The sequence below is a fragment of the Streptomyces sp. NPDC027189 genome, from assembly GCF_055566975.1.
The window spans coordinates 665,525-690,618 of record NZ_JBVHRI010000003.1; the positions used below are offsets into that span (position 1 = coordinate 665,525).

Sequence of the window (25,094 nt, forward strand, 5' to 3'; positions counted from 1 at the left end):
ACAGCCGGACCCGGAAGGCGGTGGACAGCATGCACGCGGGCACCCATCCGCTGTCTCACGGCCCAGGGACGGCCCAGGGACGGCCCAGGGACGGTGAGACGCCGTAGGGCCGACGGTCAGCGACCGTCGGCCCTACCTGCCGTTCTCGCGGGAAACCCGCTCTGACCTGCGCCTACAGCACCGGCAGGTTCTTCCGCAGCTCAAAGGCGGTCACCTCGGAGCGGTACTCCTCCCACTCCTGCTTCTTGTTGCGCAGGAAGAAGTCGAAGACGTGCTCGCCGAGGGTCTCGGCGACCAGTTCGCTGCGCTGCATCAGGACCAGGGCCTCGCCGAGGTTCTGCGGGAGGGGCTCGATGCCCATGGCGCGGCGCTCGGCGTCGGAGAGGGCCCAGACGTCGTCGTCGGCGCCGGGCGGCAGCTCGTAGCCCTCCTCGATGCCCTTGAGGCCCGCGGCCAGCAGCAGCGCGTACGCCAGGTACGGGTTCGCGCCCGAGTCGATGGAGCGGACCTCGACGCGCGCGGAGCCGGTCTTGCCGGGCTTGTACATCGGGACGCGGACGAGGGCGGAGCGGTTGTTGTGGCCCCAGCAGATGTACGAGGGGGCCTCGCCGCCGGCGCCGGCGGTGCGCTCGGAGCCGCCCCAGATGCGCTTGTAGGAGTTGACCCACTGGTTGGTGACGGCGGAGATCTCCGCCGCGTGCTTCAGCAGGCCCGCGATGAAGGAGCGGCCGACCTTGGAGAGCTGGTACTCCGAGCCGGACTCGTAGAAGGCGTTGCGGTCACCCTCGAAGAGGGAGAGGTGCGTGTGCATGCCGCTGCCCGGGTGCTCCGAGAAGGGCTTGGGCATGAACGTCGCCTGGACGCCCTGCTCCAGCGCCACCTGCTTCATGACCAGGCGGAACGTCATGATGTTGTCCGCCGTGGAGAGCGCGTCGGCGTAGCGGAGGTCGATCTCCTGCTGGCCGGGGGCGCCCTCGTGGTGGGAGAACTCGACCGAGATGCCCATCGACTCCAGCATGGTGATCGCCTGGCGGCGGAAGTCCATGCCCACGTTCTGCGGCGTGTGGTCGAAGTAGCCGGAGTTGTCGGCGGGGGTGGGGCGGGAGCCGTCCAGCGGCTTGTCCTTCAGCAGGAAGAACTCGATCTCCGGGTGGGTGTAGAAGGTGAAACCCAGGTCGGAGGTCTTCGCCAGCGCCCGCTTCAGGACGTAGCGCGGGTCCGCAAAGGACGGGGAGCCGTCCGGCATCAGGATGTCGCAGAACATACGGGCCGTGCCGGGAGCCTCGGCGCGCCAGGGCAGCACCTGGAAGGTCGACGGGTCCGGCTTGGCGATCATGTCGGACTCGTACACACGGGCGAAGCCCTCGATGGCCGAGCCGTCGAAGCCGATGCCCTCGTCGAAGGCCTGTTCCAGCTCGGCCGGGGCCACGGCCACCGACTTGAGGAAGCCGAGTACGTCCGTGAACCACAGACGTACGAACCGGATGTCCCGCTCCTCCAGTGTCCGGAGCACGAACTCCTGCTGCTTGTCCATCTTCCGCTTCCACCCATCCTTGCTGGTCAGGCCGCCTGCTCCCACGCCTCGTAGACGATCGGGGCACCTGAGCATCCCACCACAACACCATTTCGTGCGCGTTGCGGACCTTGATCACCCGGGCGACCACGGCCTGAACGCCTCGCGTACGGCAGGTGTCCTGCTCTGACGCCCATCTTGCCTGCTCGGCCGCGTCTCTGAAATGGCGGACCGCGGCCTTCCTCACACTCAGGCGTCTTAATTTGCATCTCAGATGCAAGTTTTACTAGCGTGCCGTGCAGACAAGGGGCCGCAACCGCCCCTTCCCGCCTCGGCCTTGAGGAGTCCTGATGCTGTCCGAGCAGTCCGCCGCCACCGTGCGCGCCACCCTCCCCGTCGTCGGCGCCGCCATCGGAGAGATCACCGAGCGCTTCTACGACGGACTGTTCGCCGCGCACCCCGAGCTGCTGCGCGATCTCTTCAACCGCGGCAACCAAGCCGCCGGCACCCAGCGCCAGGCCCTGGCGGGTTCGATCGCCGCCTTCGCCACGTACCTCGTGGAGCACCCGGACGAGCGCCCCGACGCGATGCTTCGGCGCATCGCCCACAAGCACGCCTCCCTGGGCATTCAGCCCGAGCAGTACAAGGTCGTCCACAAGCACCTCTTCGCGGCCATCGCCGGGGTGCTCGGCGACGCGGTCACCTCCGAGGTCGCGGCCGCCTGGGACGAGGTCTACTGGCTGATGGCAAACGCCCTCATCGCCATCGAGCGGCGGCTGTCCGAGGAGCGGGGCGGCGGCGGATGGCGGGAGTGGGAGGTCGTCGAACGCGTCGAGGAGACCGCGGACGTCGCGACCTTCCGGCTGCGCCCGGCCGACGACGGCCCGGTGCCGGACTTCCGGGCGGGACAGTACGTCTCGGTGCGGGTCGAGCTACCCGACGGGGCCCGTCAGATACGCCAGTACAGCCTCTCCAGCGCTCCGGGCTCGCCCGTGCGCCAGATCGGCGTCAAGCGCGTGCACGGGGGCGCCACGCCCGACGGCGAGGTGTCGAACCACCTCCACGCGCGCGTGCACGAGGGCAGCAGGCTGCGGCTCTCCGATCCGTACGGCGATCTGGTACTGGAGGCCGACGACGCGCCGCTCCTGCTCGCCTCCGCCGGGATCGGCGTGACCCCGATGATCGCGATGCTGGAGCAGCTCGCGGCCACCGGACACCGCACCCCGGTCACCGTCGTCCACGCGGACCGGTCCCCGGCCGAGCACGCCCTGCGCACCGACCACGAGGCCTACGCGGGCAAGCTGCCGGACGCGGCCGTCCACTTCTGGTACGAGCAGCCGGGGCCGGGGCACCCGGGCGACCGCACGGGCCTGGTCGACCTCTCCGGAGTGGCGATTCCGTCCGGCACGCGCGCGTACCTGTGCGGTCCGCTGCCCTTCATGCGGGCGGTACGGGAGCAGCTCATCGGGAAGGGAGTGGCGGCGGCCGACATCCACTACGAGGTGTTCGGTCCGGACCTCTGGCTCGCGCAGCGCTAGAGAGCCGCAGAGCCGGAGAGCCGTCGCGGAGCTGCTGAAAAGCTGGAGAGCCGCGGGGAGCCGGACAGGCCCTGGCTAGGGCCTGCTGGAGATCCCGAGCAGCACCGGTCCGGTCGGCGCGGCGACCATGTCAGCGACGGTCAGCGGGTCCAGTGAGGCGAAGAACGCCTCCTGGGCCCGCCGCAGGGCGCCCCGCAGACGGCACGCGGAGTGCAGCGGGCAGGGCGTGGCGCCCTCGCATTCGACGACGTCGCCGTCCCCCTCGAAGGTGCGGACGACGGCGCCGACCGATGCCGTGCGCCCCTCCTCGGTGAGCGCGAGGCCGCCGCCCCGGCCCCGGCGAGCCGCCAGCAGCCCGAGGTGCTGGAGCTCGGCGACGACCTTCGCGGCATGCGTGTACGGCACGTCCATGTCCGCCGCGACCTCGCGGGTCGTGGGGGTGGAGTCGCCCGCGACGGCGAGCCGCATGAGGACGCGCAGGGCCAGGTCGGTGGATCGCAACAGCCGCATACCGCGAGCGTAAATAATGCGCATCCGCGATTCAAATTAACTGGACGAAAGTCGCCTTTCCGCCCGCACGAAGGCCACCTCTTCGGTCATTCCCGCGGGGCTCCCTGCTTGCATCCCCTCCTCCCCCACTACGATCAGCGGACCCGACCGTCCCATTCCCCATAAAGGACTCGCCATGGGCTCCGCCAAGAACAGCAGCAACGCCTCGCGCAAGGCGCGCATAGAGGAGATGCGCCGCGCCGAGCAGTCCCGCGAGCGTCGCAACCGGATCCTTACGATCGCCGCCAGCGTGGTCGTCGTCGCCGGGCTCGTCGTCGGCGGCGTCGTCCTCGTCAAGTCGCAGTCCGACAAGAGCGACACCGCGAGCGACTCGAAGGGGTCCTCGGGGCACTTCGTCACGGGCGCGGACGGCGTGAAGACCTGGAAGGGCACGCTGTCGCGGAACCACGTCACCAAGACCGTGAACTATCCGATGGAGCCCCCGGTCGGCGGTGACCACAACCAGGTGTGGATGAACTGCAACGGCGACGTCTACACCAAGGCGATCAACAACATGAACGCCGTGCACTCCCTGGAGCACGGCGCGGTCTGGGTGACGTACAACGGCAAGGCCTCCGACGCCGACGTGAAGGCCCTCGCGGCGAAGGTCAAGAAGACCCCCTACACGCTGATGAGCCCGGTCGAGGACCAGAAGGACCCGATCATGCTGAGCGCCTGGGGCAAGCAGCGCACGGTGACGGCCGCGAGCGACCCGAACGTCGACAAGTTCTTCGCGGAGTTCGTGCAGGGCAAGCAGACGCCCGAGCCGGGCGCCGCCTGCACCAACGGTCTGTCCCAGTGAGGCACGTCGGGTGGATCGCGGGGGCCGCGGCGGCCGTGCTCGTCGCGGCCGGGGCGATCACCTACGCGGTCGCCGACGGTGACGACTCCGGGATGAAGGCGCCCACCGCCGACTCCGCCGACGCGGGCTTCGCGCGGGACATGGCGGTCCACCACCAGCAGGCCGTCGAGATGTCGTACATCGTGCGCGACCGCACCAAGGACGTCGAGGTACGGCGTCTCGCGTACGACATCGCGCAGACGCAGGCCAACCAGCGGGGCATGCTGCTCGGCTGGCTCGACCTGTGGGAGCTGCCGAAGGTGTCCTCGGACGCGCCGATGACCTGGATGGGCATGGGCGACATGGCCTCCGGCAAGGACGGCGCGCTGATGCCGGGCATGGCCACCAACACCGAGATGACGAAGCTGAACACGCTGAGCGGCAAGCAGGCCGAGATCCTCTATCTGCAGTTGATGACCGACCATCACAAGGGCGGCATCCACATGGCCGAGGGCTGCGTCGCCAAGTGCGAGGTCGGCGTGGAGAAGAAGCTCGCGCAGGGCATGGTCGACGCGCAGCAGTCGGAGATCAAGCTGATGGCGGACATGCTGAAGGAGCGGGGCGCGAAGGCTCGCGACTAGGGCTTGTCCGGCGATGCGACCAGTGGGACGGGTCCGGGGCAGCGCCCCGGACCCGTCCGCCCCCCTCCGCCGCCTGATGGTCAACTGCCCTTCTGCCGCCTGATGGTCAACTGCGCCAGTCCGTACCGCACTTCAGTGCGACGCCGGTCGGCACCAGGCGTTCCACCGAACCCGGGCGGCCGTCGGTGACGGCGAGCTGGGCCTGGTCCAGGTAGCCGATGAAGAGCTGGGTGTGGGCGGGCATGGCCGCGGGGTCGTAGATGAAGACGACGGTGCCGTCGTCCCGCCTTTCCCGCTTCACGACCTCCTCGACCCCCACTCCCGAGCCGTGTTCGTCCACCTGTGTGCGGTCGTCCGGCCCCTTGCAGAACACCCCGGTCTTGACCAGGACGGGGAACCCCGCGTCGCGCAGCGCCTTCTGCAGCCCCGCCGGGTCCTTGAAGTACTGCTCCTTGGTCCAGGTCACCGCCACCGTGCCGTCCGACCGCTTGTCGACGGTGAACGCGGCGGACTCCGCGGGCGGCGCCGTCGACGGGTGGCCGTAGCCCGGCACGCCGAACGCGAGTCCCGCGGCCGCCACCGCGCCCACGGCCGCCACGGCCACGCGCCTGCGCCGCCGCCGGACCGCGCGGCCCTCGGCCACGATCCGCTCGAGGGGCACGGGCATGGTGACGTCCTCGAGCGAGCTCCTCAGCGCGTTCAGTACGTCCCTGTCGTCATCGATGGTGTTCACGATCCTGCCTCCGGGGTGTTGAGGGTGACGAGGTGGCCGCGCAACGTCGCGACGGCCCGCGACAGATGGGCGGTGACGGTTCCCGGGGCGATCCCGAGCGTCTTCGCCGTGGTCGCGGTGTCGAGGTCGAGGAAGACCCGCAGGGCGATCACCTCCCGCTGCCGCAGCGGCAGTTGGCGCAGCACGGCCAGCAGCGCGGGGTCGAGACCGGACCCGCCGGCCTCGCCGCCTCCGGCGTCCTTCCCGTCCTGGGTGTCGTGGTCGCCCAGCGCGACCTCGTACCGACGCCGACGCCACCACGAGATCCGGGTGTTGAGCGCCGTCCGTACGATCCAGGCGCGCGGGGCGGGATGCCGCCGCACCCGCGGCCAGGCCGCCCAGGCCCGGGCGAACGCCTCGGCCACGAGGTCCTCGGCCAGTTGCCGGTCGCCCACCGCGGCGAGGACCGCCCGCATGCAGACGTCCCGGCCGCACCGGTAGAACTCTTCGAACTCCAGCTGCTTCACACCCCCTTAACGCCGCGGGGCCGCGAGGCGCTTACAGACAGCACGTCGCGCTTGCGGACGCGTCATGCGCTGCCGGACGACGCGATGTGCTTACGGAAAAAGGGAACCCCTTGACAGAAGAAAAAGGGAAAACCCTCGACCGGGGCAGCACCCCTCTCCATACCGGCCCAAATGCGCCCCAATCACAGCCACTTGGGGTTTCCTTGGCCTTTTCATTCCCCTGGCATGAACGGTTCATCGAAAGAGTGGCCCCCATCTGTGATCCATTCCCCGTGCCCTGTCAATGCGCGGGGGTCTACGCGGATCGCCGACCAGCCACTACATGCGACGAACCGCATCGCAGGGGGTTCTATGAGATCCAACCGCGCCAAAGCGCGCGCCGGAGTGAGCATGGCAGCGACACTGCCGCTGCTCGCCGGCGCGCTGGCGCTCGGCATACCCGCGGCCCACGCCGCGGACGGCCCGAGCCGGGACACCCTTACGGGCACCAAGCCCGCGTGGGCCACGGCCAAGGCCGACAAGGGCGCCACGTCCGACAGCTCCCAGGTCTCCGCCCGGGTCTACCTCGCCGGCCGGGACGCCTCCGGTCTGGCGGCGTACGCCAAGGCCGTGTCCGACCCGAACTCGGCGTCGTACGGCAAGTACTTGAGCGCCAAGAAGACGCAAGCGCGCTTCGGCGCCACGAAGGCCCAGGTCGCCGCGGTGACCTCGTGGCTGAAGTCGGCCGGCCTGAAGGTCACCGGCACCACGCAGCACTACATCTCCGTGACCGGCGATGTCGCCGCCGCCGAGAAGGCGTTCGGCACCCAGCTGCACAACTACGCCAAGGGCAACAAGACCTACCGGGCGCCGTCGAAGACGGCCTCCGCGCCGGCCGCCCTCAACGGCGCCGTCCTGACCGTCACCGGCCTGGACAACGCCCCGCACAAGGCGACGCACAGCGACCAGCTGCCGCCTCCGGACGCGGTGTTCAAGAACTCCGGGCCGTTCTCCTCGTACTACGGCTCGAACACCGCGAGCACCCTGCCGGACGCCTACGGCTCGAAGATCCCGTACGCGGTCAAGGGCTACACGGGCAAGCAGCTGCGCGCCGCGTACGGCGCGGGCACGCGCACCGGCAAGGGGGTGCGGGTCGCCATCACCGACGCGTACGCCTCGCCGACCATCGCCTTCGACGCGCAGACCTACGCGGGCAAGCACGGTGACGCGGCGTACACCAGCGGCCAGCTGCGCCAGGTGCTGCCGGCGAAGTACACGAAGACCAAGGAGTGCGGGGCGGCCGGCTGGTACGGCGAGGAGACCCTCGACGTCGAGGCCGTGCACGCGGTCGCGCCGGGCGCGGAGATCACCTACGTGGGCGCCGCCTCCTGCTACGACGACGATCTGCTCGACTCGCTGAACAAGATCGTCGACGGGCACCTGGCCGACATCGTCTCCAACTCGTGGGGCGACATCGAGGCCAACCAGACGCCCGACCTCGCGGCCGCCTACGACCAGGTCTTCCAGTTCGGCGCGGTCGAGGGCATCGGCTTCTACTTCTCCTCCGGCGACAACGGCGACGAGGTCGCCAACACCGGTACGAAGCAGGTCGACACCCCGGCCAACTCGGCATGGGTGACGGCGGTCGGCGGTACCTCGCTGGCCGTCGGCAAGGGCGACAAGTACCTGTGGGAGACCGGCTGGGGCACCGAGAAGGCACTGCTGTCGGACGACGGCAAGAGCTGGACCGGCTTCCCGGGTGCGTTCACCTCGGGTGCGGGCGGCGGCACCAGCAAGACGGTCGCCGAGCCCTTCTACCAGAAGGGTGTCGTCCCGGACGCGCTCGCCAAGGCGAACAACGCCGCCGGCAACCGTGTCGTCCCGGACATCTCCGCGATCGCGGACCCGAACACCGGTTTCAAGGTCGGCCAGACGCAGACCTTCCCGGACGGGACGGAGCAGTACAGCGAGTACCGGATCGGCGGCACCTCGCTCGCCGCGCCGGTGATCGCGGCTGTCCAGGCTCTCGCCCAGGAGGCGCGCGGCGGCAAGGCGATCGGTTTCGCCAACCCCGCCATCTACGCCAAGTACGGCTCGAAGGCGTACCACGACGTCACGGACAACCCCACGGGGTCCGGGCTCGCCGTGGCGCGTGTCGACTTCGCGAACGGCTACGACGCGGCTGACGGAGTCATCACCTCCGTCCGCAGCCTCGGCAAGGACAGTTCCCTGCAGGCCGTGAAGGGCTACGACGACGTCACCGGCGTGGGTTCCCCCGCCCCGGGCTACGTCGACTCCTACGGCCGTCACTGACGCCCCGTCACAACGGGTACGCCCGCTCCTCGTTGGCTGGGGGGCGGGCGTACGTGCGTCCGGTGGCGGTGTGGGTTTCTTCGCCCCCTCCGCCCCTGCCCTCCCCCACTCTCGGCTTCGCTACTCTCGGCTTCGCTCGAGCGGGGGGACCCCCATCGTCCCTGGGGGCTGCGCCCCCAGACCCCCCTAAAAGATCGCGCAGTTCCCCGCGCCCCCGAAAGGGGCGCGGGGAACTGCGCGACAAGCCCCCACCGGCCCGCAGCCGAAACCGTTACGCGTGTTCGCGCCAGCGGTTGGTGATGGGGAGGCGCCGGTCCTTGCCGAAGCCCTTCGCGGAGATCTTGGTACCCGGCGGATACTGGCGCCGCTTGTACTCCGCCGTGTCGACCATACGGAGCGTCTTGACCACCAGCTCCCGGTCGAACCCGGCGGCGACGATGGCGTCGGCGCCCTGGTCCCGGTCGACGTACAGCTCCAGAATCGCGTCCAGCACCGGATAGTCCGGCAGCGAGTCGGTGTCGACCTGGTCGGGACGCAACTCCGCACTCGGCGGCTTGATGATCGAGTTCTCCGGAATCGGCGGCGTCTGCCCGCGCTCCACCGCCGCCCGATTCCGCCACTCCGCCAACCGGAAGACCAACGTCTTGTACACGTCCTTGATGGGCCCGTACGCCCCCACCGAGTCGCCGTACAGCGTCGAGTACCCCACGGCCAGCTCCGACTTGTTGCCGGGCGCCAGCACGATGTGCCCCTCCTGGTTGGAGATGGCCATCAGCGTCGTGCCCCGCAGCCGGGACTGAAGGTTCTCCTCGGCCAGCCCCGTCAGCCCCAGCGACGACATATACGCGTCGAACATCGGCTCGATCGGCACGGTCCGGAAGTTCAGCCCCGTCCGCCGCGCCAGCTCCGCGGCGTCGCCCTTGGAGTGGTCGGACGAGTACTTCGACGGCATCGAAACGCCGTACACGTTCTGCGCGCCCAGCGCGTCACACGCGAGGGCGGCCACCAACGCCGAGTCGATGCCGCCCGACAGCCCGATCAGCACCGACCGGAACCCGTTCTTCGCCGCGTACGCCCGCAGCCCGACCACCAACGCCGAGTAGACCTCCTCGTCGTCGTCCAGCCGCTCCGCGTACCCCCCGGCGAGCTCCGCCTCGTACGCGGGCAGCGGCTCCTCGGAGAGCGCGAGCCGCTCGATCCGCAGCCCGTCGTCCACCACGCCTTCCACGGGTGAGGCGGCGGCAGCCGGCAGATCCAGGTCCAGTACGACGCAACCCTCGGCGAACTGCGGCGCCCGCGCGACGACTTCACCGTCCCGGTCGACGACGATCGAGTCCCCGTCGAAGACCAGCTCGTCCTGCCCACCGATCATCGCGAGATAGGCGGTGGTGCACCCGGCCTCCTGGGCCCGCTTCCGGACCAGTTCGAGGCGGGTGTCGTCCTTGTCGCGCTCGTACGGCGAGGCGTTGATGGACAGCAGCAGCCCGGCCCCGGCGGAACGGGCGGCCGGCACGCGCCCGCCGTCCTGCCAGAGGTCCTCACAGATGGCGAGGGCGACATCGACCCCGTGCACCCGCACGACCGGCATGGTGTCGCCGGGCACGAAGTACCGGAACTCGTCGAACACGCCGTAGTTGGGGAGATGGTGCTTGGCAAAGGTCAGCGCCACCCTGCCTCCGTACAGCACCGCGGCGGCGTTCTGCGGGGCGCCGGCCGGCTGCCCGTACTTCGGCTGCGCGGTCTCGGACCGGTCGAGGTAGCCGACGATCACCGGCAGCTCCCCGAAGCCCTCGTCGGCGAGCCGGGCTGCCAGCGAGTGCAGCGCCGCGCGGGAGGCCTCGACGAAGGACGGCCGCAGGGCGAGGTCCTCCACGGGATACCCGGTCAGCACCATCTCGGGGAACGCCACCAGATGCGCTCCCTGCTCGGCGGAGTGCCGGGTCCAGCGGAGGATCGCCTCGGCGTTGCCGGCGAGATCGCCGACGGTCGAGTCGATCTGATTCAGGGCGAGGCGTAGTTGAGGCACGGGCCCAGTGTAATCGTCAGAGCGACACAATGGGGTGTGGGGCGCCCCACGTGGAGACCGGCGTGGAAACCGGCGTGGAGACGCCCCGCCCTCAGGGCCCGGCGGGCCGGATCCGGCGCCTCAGCTCCGGTAACCGAGCACGGTCATCATCCCCGCCTCCGAGTGGTAGACGTTGTGGCAGTGGATCATCCACAGCCCCGGATTGTCGGCGTCGAAGTCCACCGTCAGCGTCCCGTTCGGCAGCACGATCGCGGTGTCCTTGCGCGGGCCGCCCACCACGTTGGCCAGGCCGAAGGTGTGCCCGTGCAGATGGACGGGGTGCCACATGCTCGTGGAGTTGGAGAACACGAGCCGCACCCGCTCCCCGGCCCGGACGGGATGCCGCTGACCCGCCCCGGCACGGTAGGGCTTCTTGTCGAAGGCCCAGTCGTACTTCTCCATCCCGCCCGTGAGCTGCAGCTTCACCGTGCGGTCCGGCTCCTTCTCGGCCAGCGCCACGGACGCGTCGGCCCGCAGCTTGTCCGCCGTCAGCAGCCGCCCGTCGAGTTCCTTCGGCCGCACGGACCCGGCGGGCGCCGCGCCTCCGCCCGTCCGCAGCAGCGCCTGCGCCGACTCCTTCTTGCCCTCGGCCAGCGCGGTCAGCGGGAAGACGCCGTCCTTGACGGTGACGAGGACGTCGTACCGCTCGCCCATGCCGAGCAGCAGCGCGTCCGTCTTCGCGGGCCGCACCGGGAAGCCGTCCGTGTGCGTCACCGTCATCTCGTGCCCGCCGAGGGCCACGCGGAAGGCGGTGTCGCCGCCCGCGTTGATGATCCGGATCCGGACGCGGTCCCCGGGGCGCGCCCGGAAGACCGAAGGCGCCTTCGCCGTACGCCCGTTGACCAGGTAGTACGGATACGCGACGTCACCGGCGTCGCCGCCCAGCAGTTGACTCTCGGAACCCATGAGCAGGCGGGAGGGACCGGGCGAGGGCGATTCCTGACCCCTTGTGGACATGTTGGACATGTCGTGCCCGGAGTGATCCATGCCCCCGTCGTCGCCCATGTCCATGCCCATGCCGCCGCTCAACTGCTTGAGCACGGCGTCCGGGGTGGACCCGTCCACCCCGTCGACCCAGTCGTCGAGGACGACCACCCACTCCTTGTCGTACGACAGGGGCTCCTTGGGGTCCTCCACGATCAGCGGGGCGTACAGACCGCGGTCCTGCTGGGTTCCGGAGTGCGGATGGAACCAGTACGTGCCCGGGTGCGGCACCGTGAACCGGTACGTGAAGTCGGCGCCCGGCTTGACGGCCCGCTGGGTGAGGTCGGGTACGCCGTCCATGTCGTTGCGCAGGGCGATCCCGTGCCAGTGCAGGGACGTGGCCTCCGGGAGATGGTTGGCGAGCGTGAGGGCGAGGGTGTCCCCGGCGGTGACGCGGACCGCCTCGCCGGGCAGGTCGCCGCCGTACGCCCAGGACTTGACCGTACGGCCGCCCAGATCGAGGGCGGCCTCGGTGGCGGTGAGCCGCACCTTCCGGACGGGGCCCGAGCCCCGCTTCTTCTCGGCGGCGGCGACTTCGCGGCCCGCCGGGTCGACATACCCCTTCGAACCGCCGGTGGACCCGCTCCCCCCGTGGCCCGCGTGACCGGCCCCGGAGCAGGCGGACAGAATCCCCGTCCCGGCGACGGCGACCGCCGCACCGAGGACGGTGCGGCGCGTGTGAGTGCGCATGGGTGTGGTGGTGCGCATGACTGAGTAACACCTCGTCGTGGTGATGTTGCGTGCGGATGGGCGCGTCCGCTGCTTCTGGTACACCGCTCGACGCCCGGAGGTTCCCACCTCCGAACGGGCAGCCCGAAGCAGCCGGTGCGCCCGCCTAAATGCGCAGCACCGACAGACGGGAGAGAAGGGTTCGCCGCGGGGGCGGGTGGGGCCACAGGGCACGCAGCAGCCGTGCGCGCGCGGGCTGCGTGGCGCCGCTCGCCCACGGGGTGCCCAGCGCCGCCGCGAGCAGCAGGAGAAGGGCGGCGCCGCCGAGTACGGCGAGGCAGACGGACAGGGGGTCCATGGCGTTCATGGGGGGCATGGCGGCGTTCATCGACGCGACAGTCGTGTGCTCCCGCGCGTGACCCGGCGGGGAGGACATGGTCTGCGACATGGCGGACGAGGAGTGCCCGTAGCCCCCGGAGCCCTCGTGCGAGGAGTACCCGGAGCTCCGGTCCGAGCCGTGCGCGGCCGGATGCCCCAGCGTGTGCATCGTCACGATCCCGAGAAGCAGCGCGGCGAACAGCAGCACCTCGCGCGCCCGGCTTCTCTTCACCATGCCCCACACCTTACCCCCACCGGGTATCCGGGTGCGGGCGGGGAGTCCCCTGGAGGCTGCCGCCCCCAGACCCCCGCCAAAAGACTGCGCAGTTCCCCGCGCCCCTGATATGGGGCGCGGGGAACTGCGCGAACCGGGTCCGGGGCGGAGCCCCGGGTACGGGACCGGCAGGGGCGGAGGGGGCGAGAACACCCCCCGCTCCCCCAACCCGTCAGTGATCCACACGCTCCGCACGCGGCGGCACATGCGCCGCGACAAGCCGCCCCGAGCCCCCCGCGGAAGTCCCCGCGAGCACACCGGCCCGACGCCGGTCGACGGCGTACGCGGCGCCGGCCACGGCAAGGCCGAGCACCGCGAGCCCCGCCCCCGCGACCGCCGGAGACGTCGCCCCGAAGCCCGCGGCCAGAGCGAGCCCGCCGATCCACGCACCACCGGCGTTCGCGAGGTTGAACGCCGCCTGGTTGGCGGAGGACGCGAGGGACGGTGCCGCGGAGGCCTTCTCCATGACCATCAGCTGGAGGGGCGAGCCGGTGATGAAGGCGGCCACGCCGAGAAGGGTGACCGCGACGGCCGCGCTCCACTGGGCGGTCATGAGGACCGGGAAGAGCGCGAGGACCGCGACGAGGGACACCAGGCCACCGAAGAGGGTGCCGCGCAGGGAGTGGTCCGCGAGGCGACCGCCCACCAGATTGCCCGCGGTCGCACCGACGCCGAAGAGGGCCAGCAGCAACGTCACGCTGCCGTCGGCGTACCCGGCCGACTCCGTGAGCATCGGCGTGATGTAGCTGTACGCGGAGAAGAGCGCTCCGAAGCCCGCCACCGTCGTCCCCAGGGCCAGCCAGACCGGGAGGGAGCGCAGGGCGGCCAGTTCGCCGCGCAGGCCGCCGGTGGGGGCATGCGCGTGATCACGTGGGATCAGGAGCGCGAGCGAGGCGATGGCGGCCACGCCGATCGCGCTCACGCCCAGGAACGTGGCACGCCACCCCAGGTGCTGGCCCATGAGGGTCGCCACCGGCACACCGGCGATGTTGGCCACCGTCAGCCCGAGGAACATCAGCGAGACGGAGCGCGCCTTGCGCTCGGGGGCGACCAGGTTCGTGGCGACGACGGCGCCGACGCCGAAGAACGCGCCGTGCGGCAGCCCGCTGAGGAAGCGGGCGGCCAGCAGCCAGTGGTAGTCGGGGGCGAAGGCGGAGAGCGCGTTGCCGGCCACGAAGAGCCCCATCAGGGCGATCAGGACCTTGCGGCGCGACATGCGGGCGGTGGCGGCCGCGAGCAGCGGGGCGCCGATCACGACACCCAGGGCGTAGGCCGAGACCAGGTGGCCCGCGGCGGGGATGGATATGTGCAGGTCGTCCGCGACGTCGGGCAGCAGCCCCATCATCACGAACTCGGTGGTACCGATGCCGAAGGCGCCCACGGCGAGGGCGAGCAGGGCCAGGGGCATGAGGGGCCTTTCAGAGGAGCGGAGAACGTGCGGCGGGGCGAGCGGTCTTCCATGGGCGTGCGCAGGCGCAGGGACGACATACGCACGCGCATGGACGCGCCCGTGCACACCGATGTGCACGGGACGCGTGGGTCGAGCTGTGGGTTCAGCTGTAAGTTCAGCTAGGGAACAAACTCTCTCAGGCCCAGTATTCCAGGAGGTTAAGACGCGGTTGCGTCCACCTTGACGCGGGCGGCAATCGGAAGGTGATCACTGCCGGTCCCGGGAAGGGTCCACGAGGTCTCCGGCTCGATGCCCTTGACCATGATCTGGTCGATCCGGGCCATCGGGAACGACGCCGGCCAGCTGAACCCGAAGCCACTGCCCACCGCGCCCTGCGTGGAGCGCATCTGCGCGGTGACGGCGTTGAGGGCGCGGTCATTCATCGTGCCGTTGAGGTCGCCGAGCAGGACGACCCGGTTGATCGGCTCGTCGGCGATCGCCTCGCCCAGCGCGTCGGCGCTCTTGTCGCGCTGCCGGGCGGTGAACCCGGCCTCCAGCTTCACGCGGACCGAGGGCAGGTGGGCGACATAGAAGGCGACCTTCCCGGCCGGCGTCGTCACCGTCACCCGCATCGCGCGCGTCCAGCCCAGCTTGATGTCCACGGGCTGGGCGCCGGTCAGCGGGTACTTGCTCCACAGTCCGACGGTGCCCTGCACGGAGTGGTACTTGTACGTCGACGCGAGCGCCTTCTCGTACACCGGAACCGCCGAGGCCGTCAGCTCCTCCAGGGCCAGCACATCGGCGCCGGACGCGGCCACGTCGCGGGCGGTGCCCGACGGGTCCGGGTTGTCGGCGTTGACGTTGTGCGTGGCGACGGTGAGGTCGCCGCCGCTGCCGGTCTTGTCGGTGAGCAGCCCGCCGAAGAGGTTCAGCCAGACGATCGCGGGCAGCAGCAGCGCGATCAGGGCGCTCGCCGACTTCCGTACGAAGGCGAGGATCAGCAGGATCGGGACGAACAGGCCCAGCCAGGGCAGGAACGTCTCCGTGAGGCTGCCGAGGTTGCCGATGGTGTTCGGGATCTGCGCGTGCAGCAGCATCACCAGGGCGAGGATCACCGCGAGCGCGGCGAGGATCAGACCGCGGCGCCAGATGCCGCGGTCACCGCGCCAGCCGTCGAGCAGGCGCCGAAGCCGGGACCCTCTGCGGTCCGGCTCCCTGCCGCCGCTGCCCGTCTCCGTCATATACGCCTGCGCCATACCGTCGCCTCACAACCTGCCGTGCGCACCGTCTGCCCCTCGGCTACGACCCTAGGGGATGATCGGTGTCGTTCTCGCCGTCCTGTGACGGCCGTACGGGCAGGGGGACGTACAACTTCGTGTTCGGAGTTCCGAATACGGGCATGGAGCGCGCCCTCTGTGACGAAACGCGCACATTCGCCCCGTCAGAAACAAGCGAGACGACCCGTCAGGAGCAGACAGGACCAGGGGAACTACGGCTTGGTCGGCCGCAGTCCCTCCAGCAGGGTGTCGACGATCTGCTCCGCGAGGTCTTCGGGAAGTTCGCTCTCCGGGCGCAGGACGGAGCGGACGAGCATGGGGCCGACGAAGATGTCGTTGACCAGTTCGACGTCGACGTCCTCACGGAGTTCGCCGTTCTGCTGTCCGCGCCGCAGGACTTCGTAGCCCAGTCTGCGCCGCGGGTCGACGACGGTCGCGTGGTACGCGTTCCAGAGTTTGGGGCTGCTCTTCATCTGGGCGTACACGTTGTGCAGCATCGCCGACGAGCGGTTGATGAGGCCGCGTTGGCGCAGCGACTCCAGGAGGACGACGAGGTCGTCACGCATCGAGGTGCCGGGGAGTTCGGGGTCCGTGGGCTCGGCGGCGCGCAGCACGTCGACGAAGAGTTCCTCCTTGCCGCTCCAGCGACGGTAGATGGTCGCCTTGCCGACACCCGCGGTGCGGGCGATGCGCTCGATGGACAGGTCCCCGAGCGGTACACCGTCCTCCAGGAGCTTCATGACGCCCTCGAGGATCGAGCGCTCCACGGCCTCGCTGCGGGGGCGCCCCCTGGCGGGCCCCTCATGCCCGGCTCGGCTGTGCGCGAGGCTCACATCGAACTCCTTTTCCTTTGTTGACCGGCGTTCATTCTCCTTGGGTGCGGCGCCCGCGGGCACCCGGTGCCAGGTGCCCGCGATCCCGTACGCCCGGTCAGTGCTCCCCAGCCGGTACCAACTCGGTTTCCTCCTCGCCCTTCTGGGTTTCCGGGGTCCGGCCCGGCAGGAACAGGGCCACGATGACCGCGCCGACGATCGCGACACCCGCGCCGCACAGGGCGGTGACGTGCATGGCATGCAGGAAGGCGTCGTTGGCGGGGGCGACGAGGGCCTTGCCCTGGGGGCCGAGCTTGGCGGCGACGCCGAGGGTGGCTTCGATGGACTCGCCCGCCGTGTGGCGCAGGCCGGCCGGGACGACACCGAGCTTGTCCTCGATGCCGCTGCGGTAGGCCGTGGAGAGGACGGAGCCGAGGACGGCGATGCCGAGGGCGCCGCCGACCTGGCGGAAGGTGTTGCTGAGCGCGGACGCGGAGCCCGCCTTCTCGCGCGGCAGGGCCTGCATTATCACGACACTGGTCGGGGTCATGATGTGCGCCATGCCGGTGCCCATGAGGAAGAAGATGACCTCGAGGAGCCAGATCGGTGTGTCCGACTCGAGGATGGCGAACGCGGCGAGCATCGCGGCGATCAGCAGCAGCCCCGCCGTACACGTCGCCCGGTTGCCGAAGCGGTCGACGACGAGCCGGGCGCGCGGCGCGAAGATGATCTGGGCCGCGGCGAGCGGCAGCATCAACAGGCCGGTCTGCAGCGGCGAGTAGCCCCGCACGCTCTGCGTGTAGAAGACGGAGAAGAAGGTCACACCCATCAGCGCGAAGAAGACGAGCGCGATGGCGGCGATCGCCGCGGAGAAGACCTTGTTCTTGAAGTACGTGATGTCGATGGACGGGTGGTCGCTGCGCTTCTCGTAGACGACGAAGCCGGCGAGCACGACGAGTCCGGCCGCGATGGTCGCGAGGACCGTCGCATCGGTGAAGTCGGCCAGCTGGCCGCCCTTGATGATGCCGTAGACCAGCAGGACGAGCCCGATGACCGACAGGACGACACCGATCGCGTCGACACGGCCGGGGTTCGGGTCACGCGAGTCCGGGACCAGCCAGAACATCAGGACGAGCGCGAGCAGCACGATCGGCACGTTGATGAGGAAGACCGAGCCCCACCAGAAGTGGTCGAGCAGGATGCCGCCGGTGATCGGGCCGATCGCGATGGCGAGGCCGACGCCGCCGGCCCAGATGCCGATGGCCTTGGGCTGCTCGTCGCGCTCGAAGACGTTCATCAGGACGGCGAGCGTCGCGGGCATCACGAAGGCGGCACCGAGGCCCATCAGCGCGCGGAACACGATGAGCTGCACCGGCGAGCCGGATTCCGCGGCCAGCGCCGACCCGATGCCGAAGACGGCGAGACCGGCGAGCAGCACCTTCTTGCGGCCGAGCCGGTCGCCGAGCAGGCCCGCGGTGAAGAGAAGTCCGGCGAAGACGAGCGTGTAGGCGTTGATGGCCCACTCCAGCTCGCTCTGGGTGGCGCCGAGGCCGGTGGGCGCGGGGGTCGAGATGGTCTTGATCGCAACGTTCAGGATGGAGTTGTCGAGCACCACGATCAGCAGGCTGAGCATCAGCGCGCCGAGGATCGCCCAGCGGCGCCGATGCACCGCCTCGGGCACACGTCGATCGGCAGGAGGAGCGGAAGTCGTCATGGCGCCCAGCCTAGGTGCGATTCGATACGGAACCGTATCGTATCGAATGTACTTTACGGAGAACTTACCAAGAGATAACGGGACCCCGCGCGCCGAGACGTAGATCGCTCGACCCGCTCTAGCCGCGCGTGGCACGAGGTGCCACCATGGATGTGGTCCGGGGACGCCGTAAGGGCGCCTCGAGATGACAGAAGGAGCCGTTGCGATGACGCAGCTTTCGGCTGTCCAGAAGCAGCCCGCGGAGGGTGTGCGCCCGTCTACCGACAGCAGCAAGGCGCTGTACGGGGGCAAGAGCACCCGCCGCATCACGGTGCGCGACATCACCGCCGCCAAGGAGCGCGGCGAGAAGTGGCCCATGCTCACCGCCTACGACGCGATGACCGCGTCCGTCTTCGACGAGGCCGGCATCCCGGTCATGCTCGTCGGCGACTCGGCGGGCAACTGCCACCTGGGGTACGAGACGACCGTGCCCGTCACCATGGACGAGATGACCATGCTGTCCGCCGCGGTCGTACGCGGCACCAGCCGGGCCCTGATCGTGGGCGACCTGCCCTTCGGGTCGTACCAGGAGGGCCCGGTGCAGGCGCTGCGCTCGGCCACCCGCCTCGTCAAGGAGGCCGGGGTCGGCGCGGTGAAGCTGGAGGGCGGCGAGCGCTCGCACCGCCAGATCGAACTGCTCGTCGAGTCCGGCATCCCGGTCATGGCGCACATCGGCCTGACCCCGCAGTCCGTGAACGCCATGGGCTACCGCGTGCAGGGCCGTGGCGAGGAGGCCGCGCACCAGCTGCTGCGGGACGCCAAGGCGGTGCAGGACGCGGGCGCGTTCGCCGTCGTCCTGGAGCTGGTCCCGGCGGAGCTGGCCGGCGAGGTCACCCGCACGCTGCAGATCCCGACGGTGGGCATCGGCGCGGGTCCCGAGACCGATGCGCAGGTCCTCGTCTGGACCGACATGCTCGGCCTCACCGGTGGCAGGGTGCCGAAGTTCGTGAAGAAGTACGCCGACCTGCGTGAGGTCATGGGCAACGCGGCGAAGGCGTTCGCCGAGGACGTCGTCGGCGGAACGTTCCCCCTCGAGGAGCACTCCGTCCACTGAGCCACTGCGGCACCAAGTGCAGCCCGCCGATTTCCCCCGTCGGCGGGCTGCGCCTTTTCCTCGGGGCGCCGTCACGCTTTTCGCCCCCTCCGCCCCTACCCGTCCCGAACCTGGGGGCTGCCGCCCCCAGCCCCCCGCATCAGCCTGAACGGCCTCGTCCTCAAACGCCGGACGGGCTGACAGTGCACCCGCAGTCGCCGACGCACGGAAGGGGCCGTGCCGGTACATCACATGCCCCGTCGCTTACGTGGTTGCCAACAGGCCGAGCCATGAAAGCCAACCGATCTGCCACCGGCAACGGGGCGGATGTACCGGCACGGCCCCGGCCCACCCACCGGCGGACAAGCGCCGACGACACGCCCGTCGGCGGTACACGGCACCCCCGTCGGCGATATATCGGCGGCTGTCGGTCGGCTGTAGGCGGTTTGTCGGTGGCGGCTGGCACCTTGATGCCCATGACGCGAATCGACAAGAAGCCCCGACAAGAAGATGCCGGCGCCAAGAGCGCCGTCACCGTACGGGGGCTGGTCAAGCACTACGGCGAGACCAAGGCGCTGGACGGCGTGGACCTGGACGTGCACGAGGGCACGGTCCTCGGCGTGCTGGGTCCGAACGGCGCCGGCAAGACCACCCTCGTCCGCTGCCTGTCCACCCTCATCACCCCCGACGCCGGCCACGCCACGGTCGCCGGTTACGACGTACTGAAGCAGCCCCGCCAGCTGCGCCGGGTCATAGGCCTCACCGGCCAGTACGCCTCGGTCGACGAGAAGCTCCCCGGCTGGGAGAACCTCTACATGATCGGGCGGCTGCTCGACCTGCCCCGCAAGGACGCCCGCCGCCGCGCCGACGAGCTCCTGGAGCGCTTCTCGCTCACCGAGGCCGCCAAGCGCCCGGCGTCCACGTACTCCGGCGGTATGCGCCGCCGCCTCGACCTCGCCGCCTCCATGATCGGACAGCCCGCCGTGCTGTACCTGGACGAGCCGACGACCGGCCTCGACCCGCGCACCCGCAACGAGGTGTGGCACGAGGTCAAGCGCATGGTCGCCGACGGCGCCACCGTGCTGCTCACCACCCAGTACATGGAGGAGGCCGAACAGCTGGCCTCCGAGCTGACGGTCATCGACCGCGGCAAGGTCATCGCCAGCGGCCGGATCGACGAGCTGAAGGCGAAGGTCGGCGGCCGCACCCTGCGGATCCGCCCGGTGGACCCGCTGGAGCTGCGTCCGCTCGCGGGCATGCTCGACGAGCTGGGCCTCACCGGTCTCGCCACCTCGGCCGTGGACACCGAGACCGGCACCGTCCTGGTCCCGATCCTCAGCGACGAACAGCTCACCGCCGTGGTCGGCGCGGTCACCGCGCGCGGCATCACGATCAGCTCCATCAGCACCGAACTGCCCAGCCTCGACGAGGTGTTCCTGTCCCTCACCGGCCACAAGGCCAGTGCCCCGCAGGACGCCGCTCCCGCCCGCGCCTACGAGGAGGTCTCCGCATGAGTACCGCCGTTGTCGAAGCCCCCCTCGCCGCGAAGGGCGACACCCGTATCTCGCCCCGCGCGCACGCGCGCCACATCGGCGCCCTGGTCCGCCGCAACCTGCTGTGGATCCGCCAGGACCCGGAGTCGATGTTCGACGCCGTCCTGATGCCGGTCGTCTTCACCCTGCTGTTCGTGTACGTCTTCGGCGGCTCCATCGGGCAGTCGCTGGGCGGCGGTCAGCACGAGTACGTGCAGTACGTGGTGCCGGGTCTGATGGCGATGATGGGCATGAACATCGCCACGGCCGTCGGCACCGGCTTCAACCAGGACTTCCAGACCGGCGTGATGGACCGGTTCCGCACCCTGCCGATCGGCCAGGGCTCCGTGCTCTTCGCCAAGATCGTGGTGGAGCTGATGCGGATGCTCGTCGCGACGACGATCCTCATGATCGTCGGCGTGCTGGTCGGCTTCGACATCACGAACTGGCCGGGCCTGTTCGCCGCCGTGGGACTCGCCACGCTTTTCGGCTCGGCCCTGATGTGGATCTTCCTGGTCCTCGGGGTGACGATGAAGAACGCCCAGTCCGTGCAGGCGATGGGCTTCCTGGTGCTGATGCCCCTGCAGTTCGGTTCGTCGATCTTCTCGCCGCCCCGGACCATGCCCGGCTGGCTGCAGAACTTCACCGACTACAACCCGCTGTCCTCGCTCGCGGACACCGCGCGCGGCCTGATGGTGGGCGGCCCGGTCGCGCACGACCTGTGGGTGACCCTCGCGTGGACGGCGCTGCTCACGGTGGTGATGGCGCCGATCGCGATCCACAAGTTCCGTACCAAGAACTGACGTTCGGCCACGAGTGACGGCCATGACCATGGCCCCCGGTCCGCGTCAGATGAGGGCGGCGGCCTCCTCCGCGGAGAGCCCGCCGCCCTCGGCGTACGCGGCCTCGTACGCCGCGTCGTCGAGTACGGCCCGCACGCCCGCCTCGGCCCGGGTGCGCACCTCGTCCTCCATCGGGCCGGCGAAGTGGCCCGGCGGCAGCAAGTGGTCGGCGGCGCCGAGGAGCCGGGCCGCCTCGCGGGCGCGGCCGGCGCCGTCCAGGCCGGTGAGGGCGATGGCGGCGGTGGTCAGATGCGCGGAGGTCATGTGCGGCGCGATCATCTGCGCCAGCGGGTCCATGGACCGCGCCATGGCCTTGCGTGCCTTCTCCAGGGCGCTCGTGTGCCGCCCCTCCACCGTGTCCAGCCAGGCTTCCACACCGAGCATGAACCCGTCGAAGACCACGAAGGTGCTGGCCGCGAAGTCCTCGCGCAGCAGCCGCAGCTGCTCGCGCGCCTCGGCGGTCCGATCGGTGCGGCCGAGCCACATCGCGAGGAAGAGCCGGGCCGCGGGCATGGCCTCGTTCTGGGCGCCATGGCCCTCCGCGAGCACGTCCCGCAGCATCCGCTCGCCGCGTTCGGGCTCCCCCAACTCGATGGACATGCTGGCGAGTCGGACAGTGAGCACAGCCGTCTGGGCGCGGGCACCCAGCCGCTCGGCGTACGTGCTCGCCTCCGAGTAGTCCGCGGCGGCGGCCCGGTACTCGCCCTTGCGCTCATGGGCCTCACCGCGCGCGGAGAGAGCCTCGGCGGCCCCCCAGGCGTCGCCGATCCGGGCGAACATCTCCAGCGCCTCGTCGGCGTCGCGGGTCGCGTCGCCGACCATGTCGGCGCGGTTGGCGAGGATGTTGGCGCGCATCTGGAGGGCGACGGCGAGTTCCCACTCGAGGCCGAGTTCGCGGCAGGTGTCGACCGACACGTCGATGACCGAGCGCACCCGCTGCATGTCGCCGGTGAGCAGCACGGCGTAGAACGAGAGGTTGCCGGGGCTGCGGCAGGTCTGCGGGAGGCCCGGCCGGTAGGTCTCGCTGATGATGCGCAGCTTCTCCTTGGCCTCCGGGGTCTGCCAGTTCTCCAAGTCCATGTCCATGCAGGCGAGATGGACGAGGTGCACTCCGCGCCGGGCCTCTTCGAGGACGTCCGGGCGCATCGGCGGCGGGGCGGCCGTGCAGCTCTCGTGCAGCGGGACGGCCGGGCGCAGAGGCGCCGCGAAGGGGTCGGGGCCGAGGGCCATGACCTCGCGGGACCAGGTGCGGGCGTCGATGCGCTGGTCGCGGATCTGCCAGTACCAGCACAGCGAGAGGACGAGGCAGATCGCCTCCTGCTCGTCGCGCTCGGCGACGGCGTGCCGCAGAGCGGTGCGCAGATTCTCGTACTCGCGCTCGAGGAGCGCGATCGCGGCGCCCTGCCCGGGGCCGCGCAGTGCGGGGTCGGTGGTGCGGGCGAGTTCGCGGTAGTACGTGAGGTGGGCGCGCTCGGCGGCGGGGCGGTCGCCGGACTCGTCGAGGCGTTCACCGGCGTACTCGGCGACGGTCTCCAGGAGCCGGTAGCGCATCTCCCCCTCACCCGAAGGAGCCGCGACGACAAGGGACTTGTCGACGAGCGAGCCGACCGCTTCCAGCGCGGCGGGCCCGCAGACCGCCTCGGCTGCGGCGAGGCCGCAGCCGCCCGCGAAGACGGACAGCCGCCGCAGCACGTCCCGTTCGTCCTCGTCGAGCAGGTCCCAGGACCAGTCGACGACGGCGCGCAGGGTCTGCTGCCGCGGCAGGACGGTGCGGCTGCCGGAGGTGAGCAGGCGGAACCGGTCGTCGAGCCGGTCGGCGATCTGGCGCGGGGTGAGCATCCGCAGCCGGGCGGCGGCGAGTTCGATGGCGAGCGGCAGCCCGTCGAGGCGCCGGCAGATCTCGGCCGCCGCCGCAGCAGTCTCGCCGTCGGCGTCGATCCGGAAGCCGGCCCGGGCCGCGGCCCCGCGGTCGGCGAGCAGCCGCAGCGCGACGGGCTCCGGCAGCGGCTCCACGGGACGCAGCAACTCCCCTGGTACGCCGAGAGGTTCACGGCTGGTGGCGAGTACGGTCAGCTCCGGGCACCGCTCCAGCAACTCCTCGACGAGGTGGGCGGCGGCGTCCACGACATGCTCGCAGTTGTCGAGGATGATCAGCATGCGCCGCTTGGCACAGTGCTCGGCGAGCCGGGTGAGCGGATCGTCGTGCCGGTCGGCCACGGCCCTCATCTCCTCGGCACCTGCACCGCGCAGCACGGTCTCCCGCGCACCGACGGCCGTGAGCACGGCCTCGGGCACCGCCTTGGGATCGTCCACCGGCGCGAGCTCGGCCAGCCACACCCCGTCCCGTGCCGCGTACGCCACGGCCTCCGCCGCCTCCTGCGACAGCCGTGTCTTCCCGGCCCCACCGGGCCCGAGCAGCGTCACGAGCCGGGCCGCCGCGAGATCGCCCCGGATGGCATCGATGTCGGCCTCGCGGCCGACGAAGGAGGTGAGGCGGGCGCGGAGGTTGCCCGGGGGCGGGGTCGCCGGGCGGCTACGGGAAAGGGCGGCGGAGCCGAGGGCCGAGGCGGGGGCGCCGACGGCCGGGCCGGAGGCGCCGGGCTGTGCGGCAACCTGCCCACCGGCTCCGTCCCGGTCGACGGTCTGGACCGCGTCTCCTCCGCCGGGGGCCGGATCTGCGGCTCCGGCGTTCCGGGCGCCGGAACCGTCCGGAGCGGTGCGGTGCCCGGCGGTGCTCCCGTCCCCCGCGCCGTACGACCCGCGACCGAGGCCACGTCCACGGCCCGCAGCGGCGGGACCATCGGCCGGCGTCAGCAACTCCCTGTGAAGAGCGCGGAGTTCGGGCCCGGGGTCCGAGCCCAGGCGGTCGGACAGGAGTGCGCGTACGGACTCGTAGGCGGCGAGGGCCTCGGCGGGGCGGCCGGCGTCGCGCAGGGCGCGCAGACGGAGGGCGTGGAGAGGTTCGTCCAAGGGGTGGAGATCGCACAGAGCGGTGAGCTCGGGCAGGGACTCCTCGGCGTGGCCCAGAGCGAGGGCCGCGGCGAGGCGGGCGCGGCGGACGTCGAGGCGGCGGGTCTCCCAGCGGGCCGTCTCGGCGGTGCGGTCCGGGAGGTCGGCGAGGGCCGGACCGTGCCACAGGGCGAGGGCGTCGTCGAGGACCGCGGCCGCCTTCGCCGGGTCGCCGTCGGCGAGGGCACGCGTGCCCTCGCCCGCAAGGCGCTCGAAACGGTGCAGGTCGACGTCTTCGGCCGCCGCGGCGAGCCGGTAGCCGCCGTCCACCGAGTGCACCGCGTCCGGCCCAAGTGCCCTGCGCAGCCGCCCGACCAGCGCCTGCAGCGCGCCGGGCGCGTCCGCGGGCGGGTCGCCGTCCCACACCTCGTCGACGAGGACGGCCGCGGGCACGGTCCGTCCGGGCCGCAGCGCGAGCACGGTCAGCAGGGCACGCAGCCGCGCCCCGCCGACCGGGACGGGCGTGCCGTCGGGGCGGAGTGCCTGGGTGGTGCCGAGGATGCGGTAGCGCACGGGGTCCATT

Annotated in this window: 19 protein-coding genes; 7 read left to right on the plus strand and 12 right to left on the minus strand. The window is 70.8% G+C overall.

Features of this window, described 5'->3' with window-relative positions; translation table 11 throughout:
- Positions 1-172: 172 nt before the first annotated feature.
- Positions 173-1,534: a glutamine synthetase family protein gene (locus ACZ4RZ_RS10850; protein WP_369246133.1), complete on the minus strand. Its 1,362-nt coding sequence runs from the start codon at positions 1,532-1,534 to the stop codon at positions 173-175.
- Positions 1,535-1,863: 329 nt separating this feature from the next.
- On the opposite strand from ACZ4RZ_RS10850, the gene ACZ4RZ_RS10855 reads away from it, so the two are divergent.
- The gene (locus ACZ4RZ_RS10855; protein ID WP_467743636.1) at positions 1,864-3,051 is read left to right on the plus strand and encodes a globin domain-containing protein; all 1,188 of its coding nucleotides are present in this window, start codon (positions 1,864-1,866) and stop codon (positions 3,049-3,051) included.
- Positions 3,052-3,126: 75 nt separating this feature from the next.
- Here the strand turns inward: ACZ4RZ_RS10855 and ACZ4RZ_RS10860 are convergent, their stop codons facing one another.
- Complete coding sequence (locus tag ACZ4RZ_RS10860; RefSeq protein ID WP_467743637.1) at positions 3,127-3,561, minus strand: RrF2 family transcriptional regulator; 435 nt, start codon at positions 3,559-3,561, stop codon at positions 3,127-3,129.
- A gap of 175 nt (positions 3,562-3,736) precedes the next feature.
- On the opposite strand from ACZ4RZ_RS10860, the gene ACZ4RZ_RS10865 reads away from it, so the two are divergent.
- Together ACZ4RZ_RS10865 and ACZ4RZ_RS10870 are read left to right on the plus strand one after the other, a co-directional pair.
- Entirely contained in the window at positions 3,737-4,402 is a 666-nt protein-coding gene (locus ACZ4RZ_RS10865; RefSeq protein ID WP_467743638.1) for a DUF3105 domain-containing protein, read from the plus strand.
- Positions 4,399-5,022 (plus strand): DUF305 domain-containing protein, encoded by a 624-nt coding sequence (locus ACZ4RZ_RS10870; protein ID WP_467743639.1) that lies wholly within the window; start codon positions 4,399-4,401, stop codon positions 5,020-5,022. The genes ACZ4RZ_RS10865 and ACZ4RZ_RS10870 overlap by 4 nt, the downstream gene beginning before the upstream one ends.
- Before the next feature lie 106 nt (positions 5,023-5,128).
- Here ACZ4RZ_RS10870 and ACZ4RZ_RS10875 read toward each other — a convergent pair whose 3' ends face one another.
- On the minus strand, positions 5,129-5,755 hold the full coding sequence (locus tag ACZ4RZ_RS10875; RefSeq protein WP_467743640.1) for a hypothetical protein: 627 nt from the start codon (positions 5,753-5,755) through the stop codon (positions 5,129-5,131).
- Entirely contained in the window at positions 5,752-6,261 is a 510-nt protein-coding gene (locus ACZ4RZ_RS10880) for a sigma-70 family RNA polymerase sigma factor (protein ID WP_467743641.1), read from the minus strand. Before ACZ4RZ_RS10880 ends, ACZ4RZ_RS10875 begins: the two co-directional genes overlap by 4 nt.
- Before the next feature lie 390 nt (positions 6,262-6,651).
- Between ACZ4RZ_RS10880 and ACZ4RZ_RS10885 the strand changes: the two genes are divergently transcribed.
- The gene (locus tag ACZ4RZ_RS10885) at positions 6,652-8,553 is read left to right on the plus strand and encodes a S53 family peptidase (RefSeq protein WP_467743642.1); all 1,902 of its coding nucleotides are present in this window, start codon (positions 6,652-6,654) and stop codon (positions 8,551-8,553) included.
- A gap of 271 nt (positions 8,554-8,824) precedes the next feature.
- Here ACZ4RZ_RS10885 and ACZ4RZ_RS10890 read toward each other — a convergent pair whose 3' ends face one another.
- The 7 genes from ACZ4RZ_RS10890 to ACZ4RZ_RS10920 all read right to left on the minus strand — a co-directional run bounded on the left by ACZ4RZ_RS10890 (position 8,825) and on the right by ACZ4RZ_RS10920 (position 18,116).
- Positions 8,825-10,579 (minus strand): NAD+ synthase, encoded by a 1,755-nt coding sequence (locus tag ACZ4RZ_RS10890; protein WP_467743643.1) that lies wholly within the window; start codon positions 10,577-10,579, stop codon positions 8,825-8,827.
- Positions 10,580-10,699: 120 nt separating this feature from the next.
- A complete protein-coding gene (locus ACZ4RZ_RS10895; protein WP_467743686.1) occupies positions 10,700-12,292 on the minus strand; it encodes a multicopper oxidase family protein in 1,593 nt (530 codons plus the stop codon).
- Positions 12,293-12,437: 145 nt separating this feature from the next.
- Positions 12,438-12,884, minus strand: coding sequence for a hypothetical protein (locus tag ACZ4RZ_RS10900; protein ID WP_467743644.1), 447 nt, complete (start codon positions 12,882-12,884; stop codon positions 12,438-12,440).
- Positions 12,885-13,095: 211 nt separating this feature from the next.
- Positions 13,096-14,331 carry an MFS transporter gene (locus ACZ4RZ_RS10905; RefSeq protein ID WP_467743645.1) on the minus strand — a complete coding sequence of 412 codons (1,236 nt, stop codon included), beginning with the start codon at positions 14,329-14,331 and terminating at the stop codon, positions 13,096-13,098.
- Between the two features lie 200 nt (positions 14,332-14,531).
- Positions 14,532-15,569, minus strand: a complete 1,038-nt coding sequence (locus ACZ4RZ_RS10910; RefSeq protein WP_467743646.1) for an endonuclease/exonuclease/phosphatase family protein — start codon at positions 15,567-15,569, stop codon at positions 14,532-14,534.
- A gap of 233 nt (positions 15,570-15,802) precedes the next feature.
- Positions 15,803-16,423 carry a TetR/AcrR family transcriptional regulator gene (locus ACZ4RZ_RS10915; protein WP_467743647.1) on the minus strand — a complete coding sequence of 207 codons (621 nt, stop codon included), beginning with the start codon at positions 16,421-16,423 and terminating at the stop codon, positions 15,803-15,805.
- A gap of 97 nt (positions 16,424-16,520) precedes the next feature.
- On the minus strand, positions 16,521-18,116 hold the full coding sequence (locus ACZ4RZ_RS10920; RefSeq protein ID WP_467743648.1) for an MFS transporter: 1,596 nt from the start codon (positions 18,114-18,116) through the stop codon (positions 16,521-16,523).
- 205 nt (positions 18,117-18,321) lie between these two features.
- On the opposite strand from ACZ4RZ_RS10920, the gene panB reads away from it, so the two are divergent.
- The 3 genes from panB (at position 18,322) to ACZ4RZ_RS10935 (ending at position 21,523) form a co-directional block, all read left to right on the plus strand.
- Positions 18,322-19,209, plus strand: a complete 888-nt coding sequence (gene panB / locus ACZ4RZ_RS10925) for a 3-methyl-2-oxobutanoate hydroxymethyltransferase (RefSeq protein WP_467743649.1) — start codon at positions 18,322-18,324, stop codon at positions 19,207-19,209.
- 455 nt (positions 19,210-19,664) lie between these two features.
- Positions 19,665-20,702, plus strand: a complete 1,038-nt coding sequence (locus ACZ4RZ_RS10930) for an ATP-binding cassette domain-containing protein (RefSeq protein WP_467743650.1) — start codon at positions 19,665-19,667, stop codon at positions 20,700-20,702.
- A complete protein-coding gene (locus ACZ4RZ_RS10935; protein ID WP_467743651.1) occupies positions 20,699-21,523 on the plus strand; it encodes an ABC transporter permease in 825 nt (274 codons plus the stop codon). The genes ACZ4RZ_RS10930 and ACZ4RZ_RS10935 overlap by 4 nt, the downstream gene beginning before the upstream one ends.
- Before the next feature lie 45 nt (positions 21,524-21,568).
- On the opposite strand, the gene ACZ4RZ_RS10940 is transcribed toward ACZ4RZ_RS10935, so the two are convergent.
- Positions 21,569-25,093, minus strand: coding sequence for an AfsR/SARP family transcriptional regulator (locus ACZ4RZ_RS10940; protein ID WP_467743652.1), 3,525 nt, complete (start codon positions 25,091-25,093; stop codon positions 21,569-21,571).
- Between the last annotated feature and the right edge of the window lies 1 nt (position 25,094).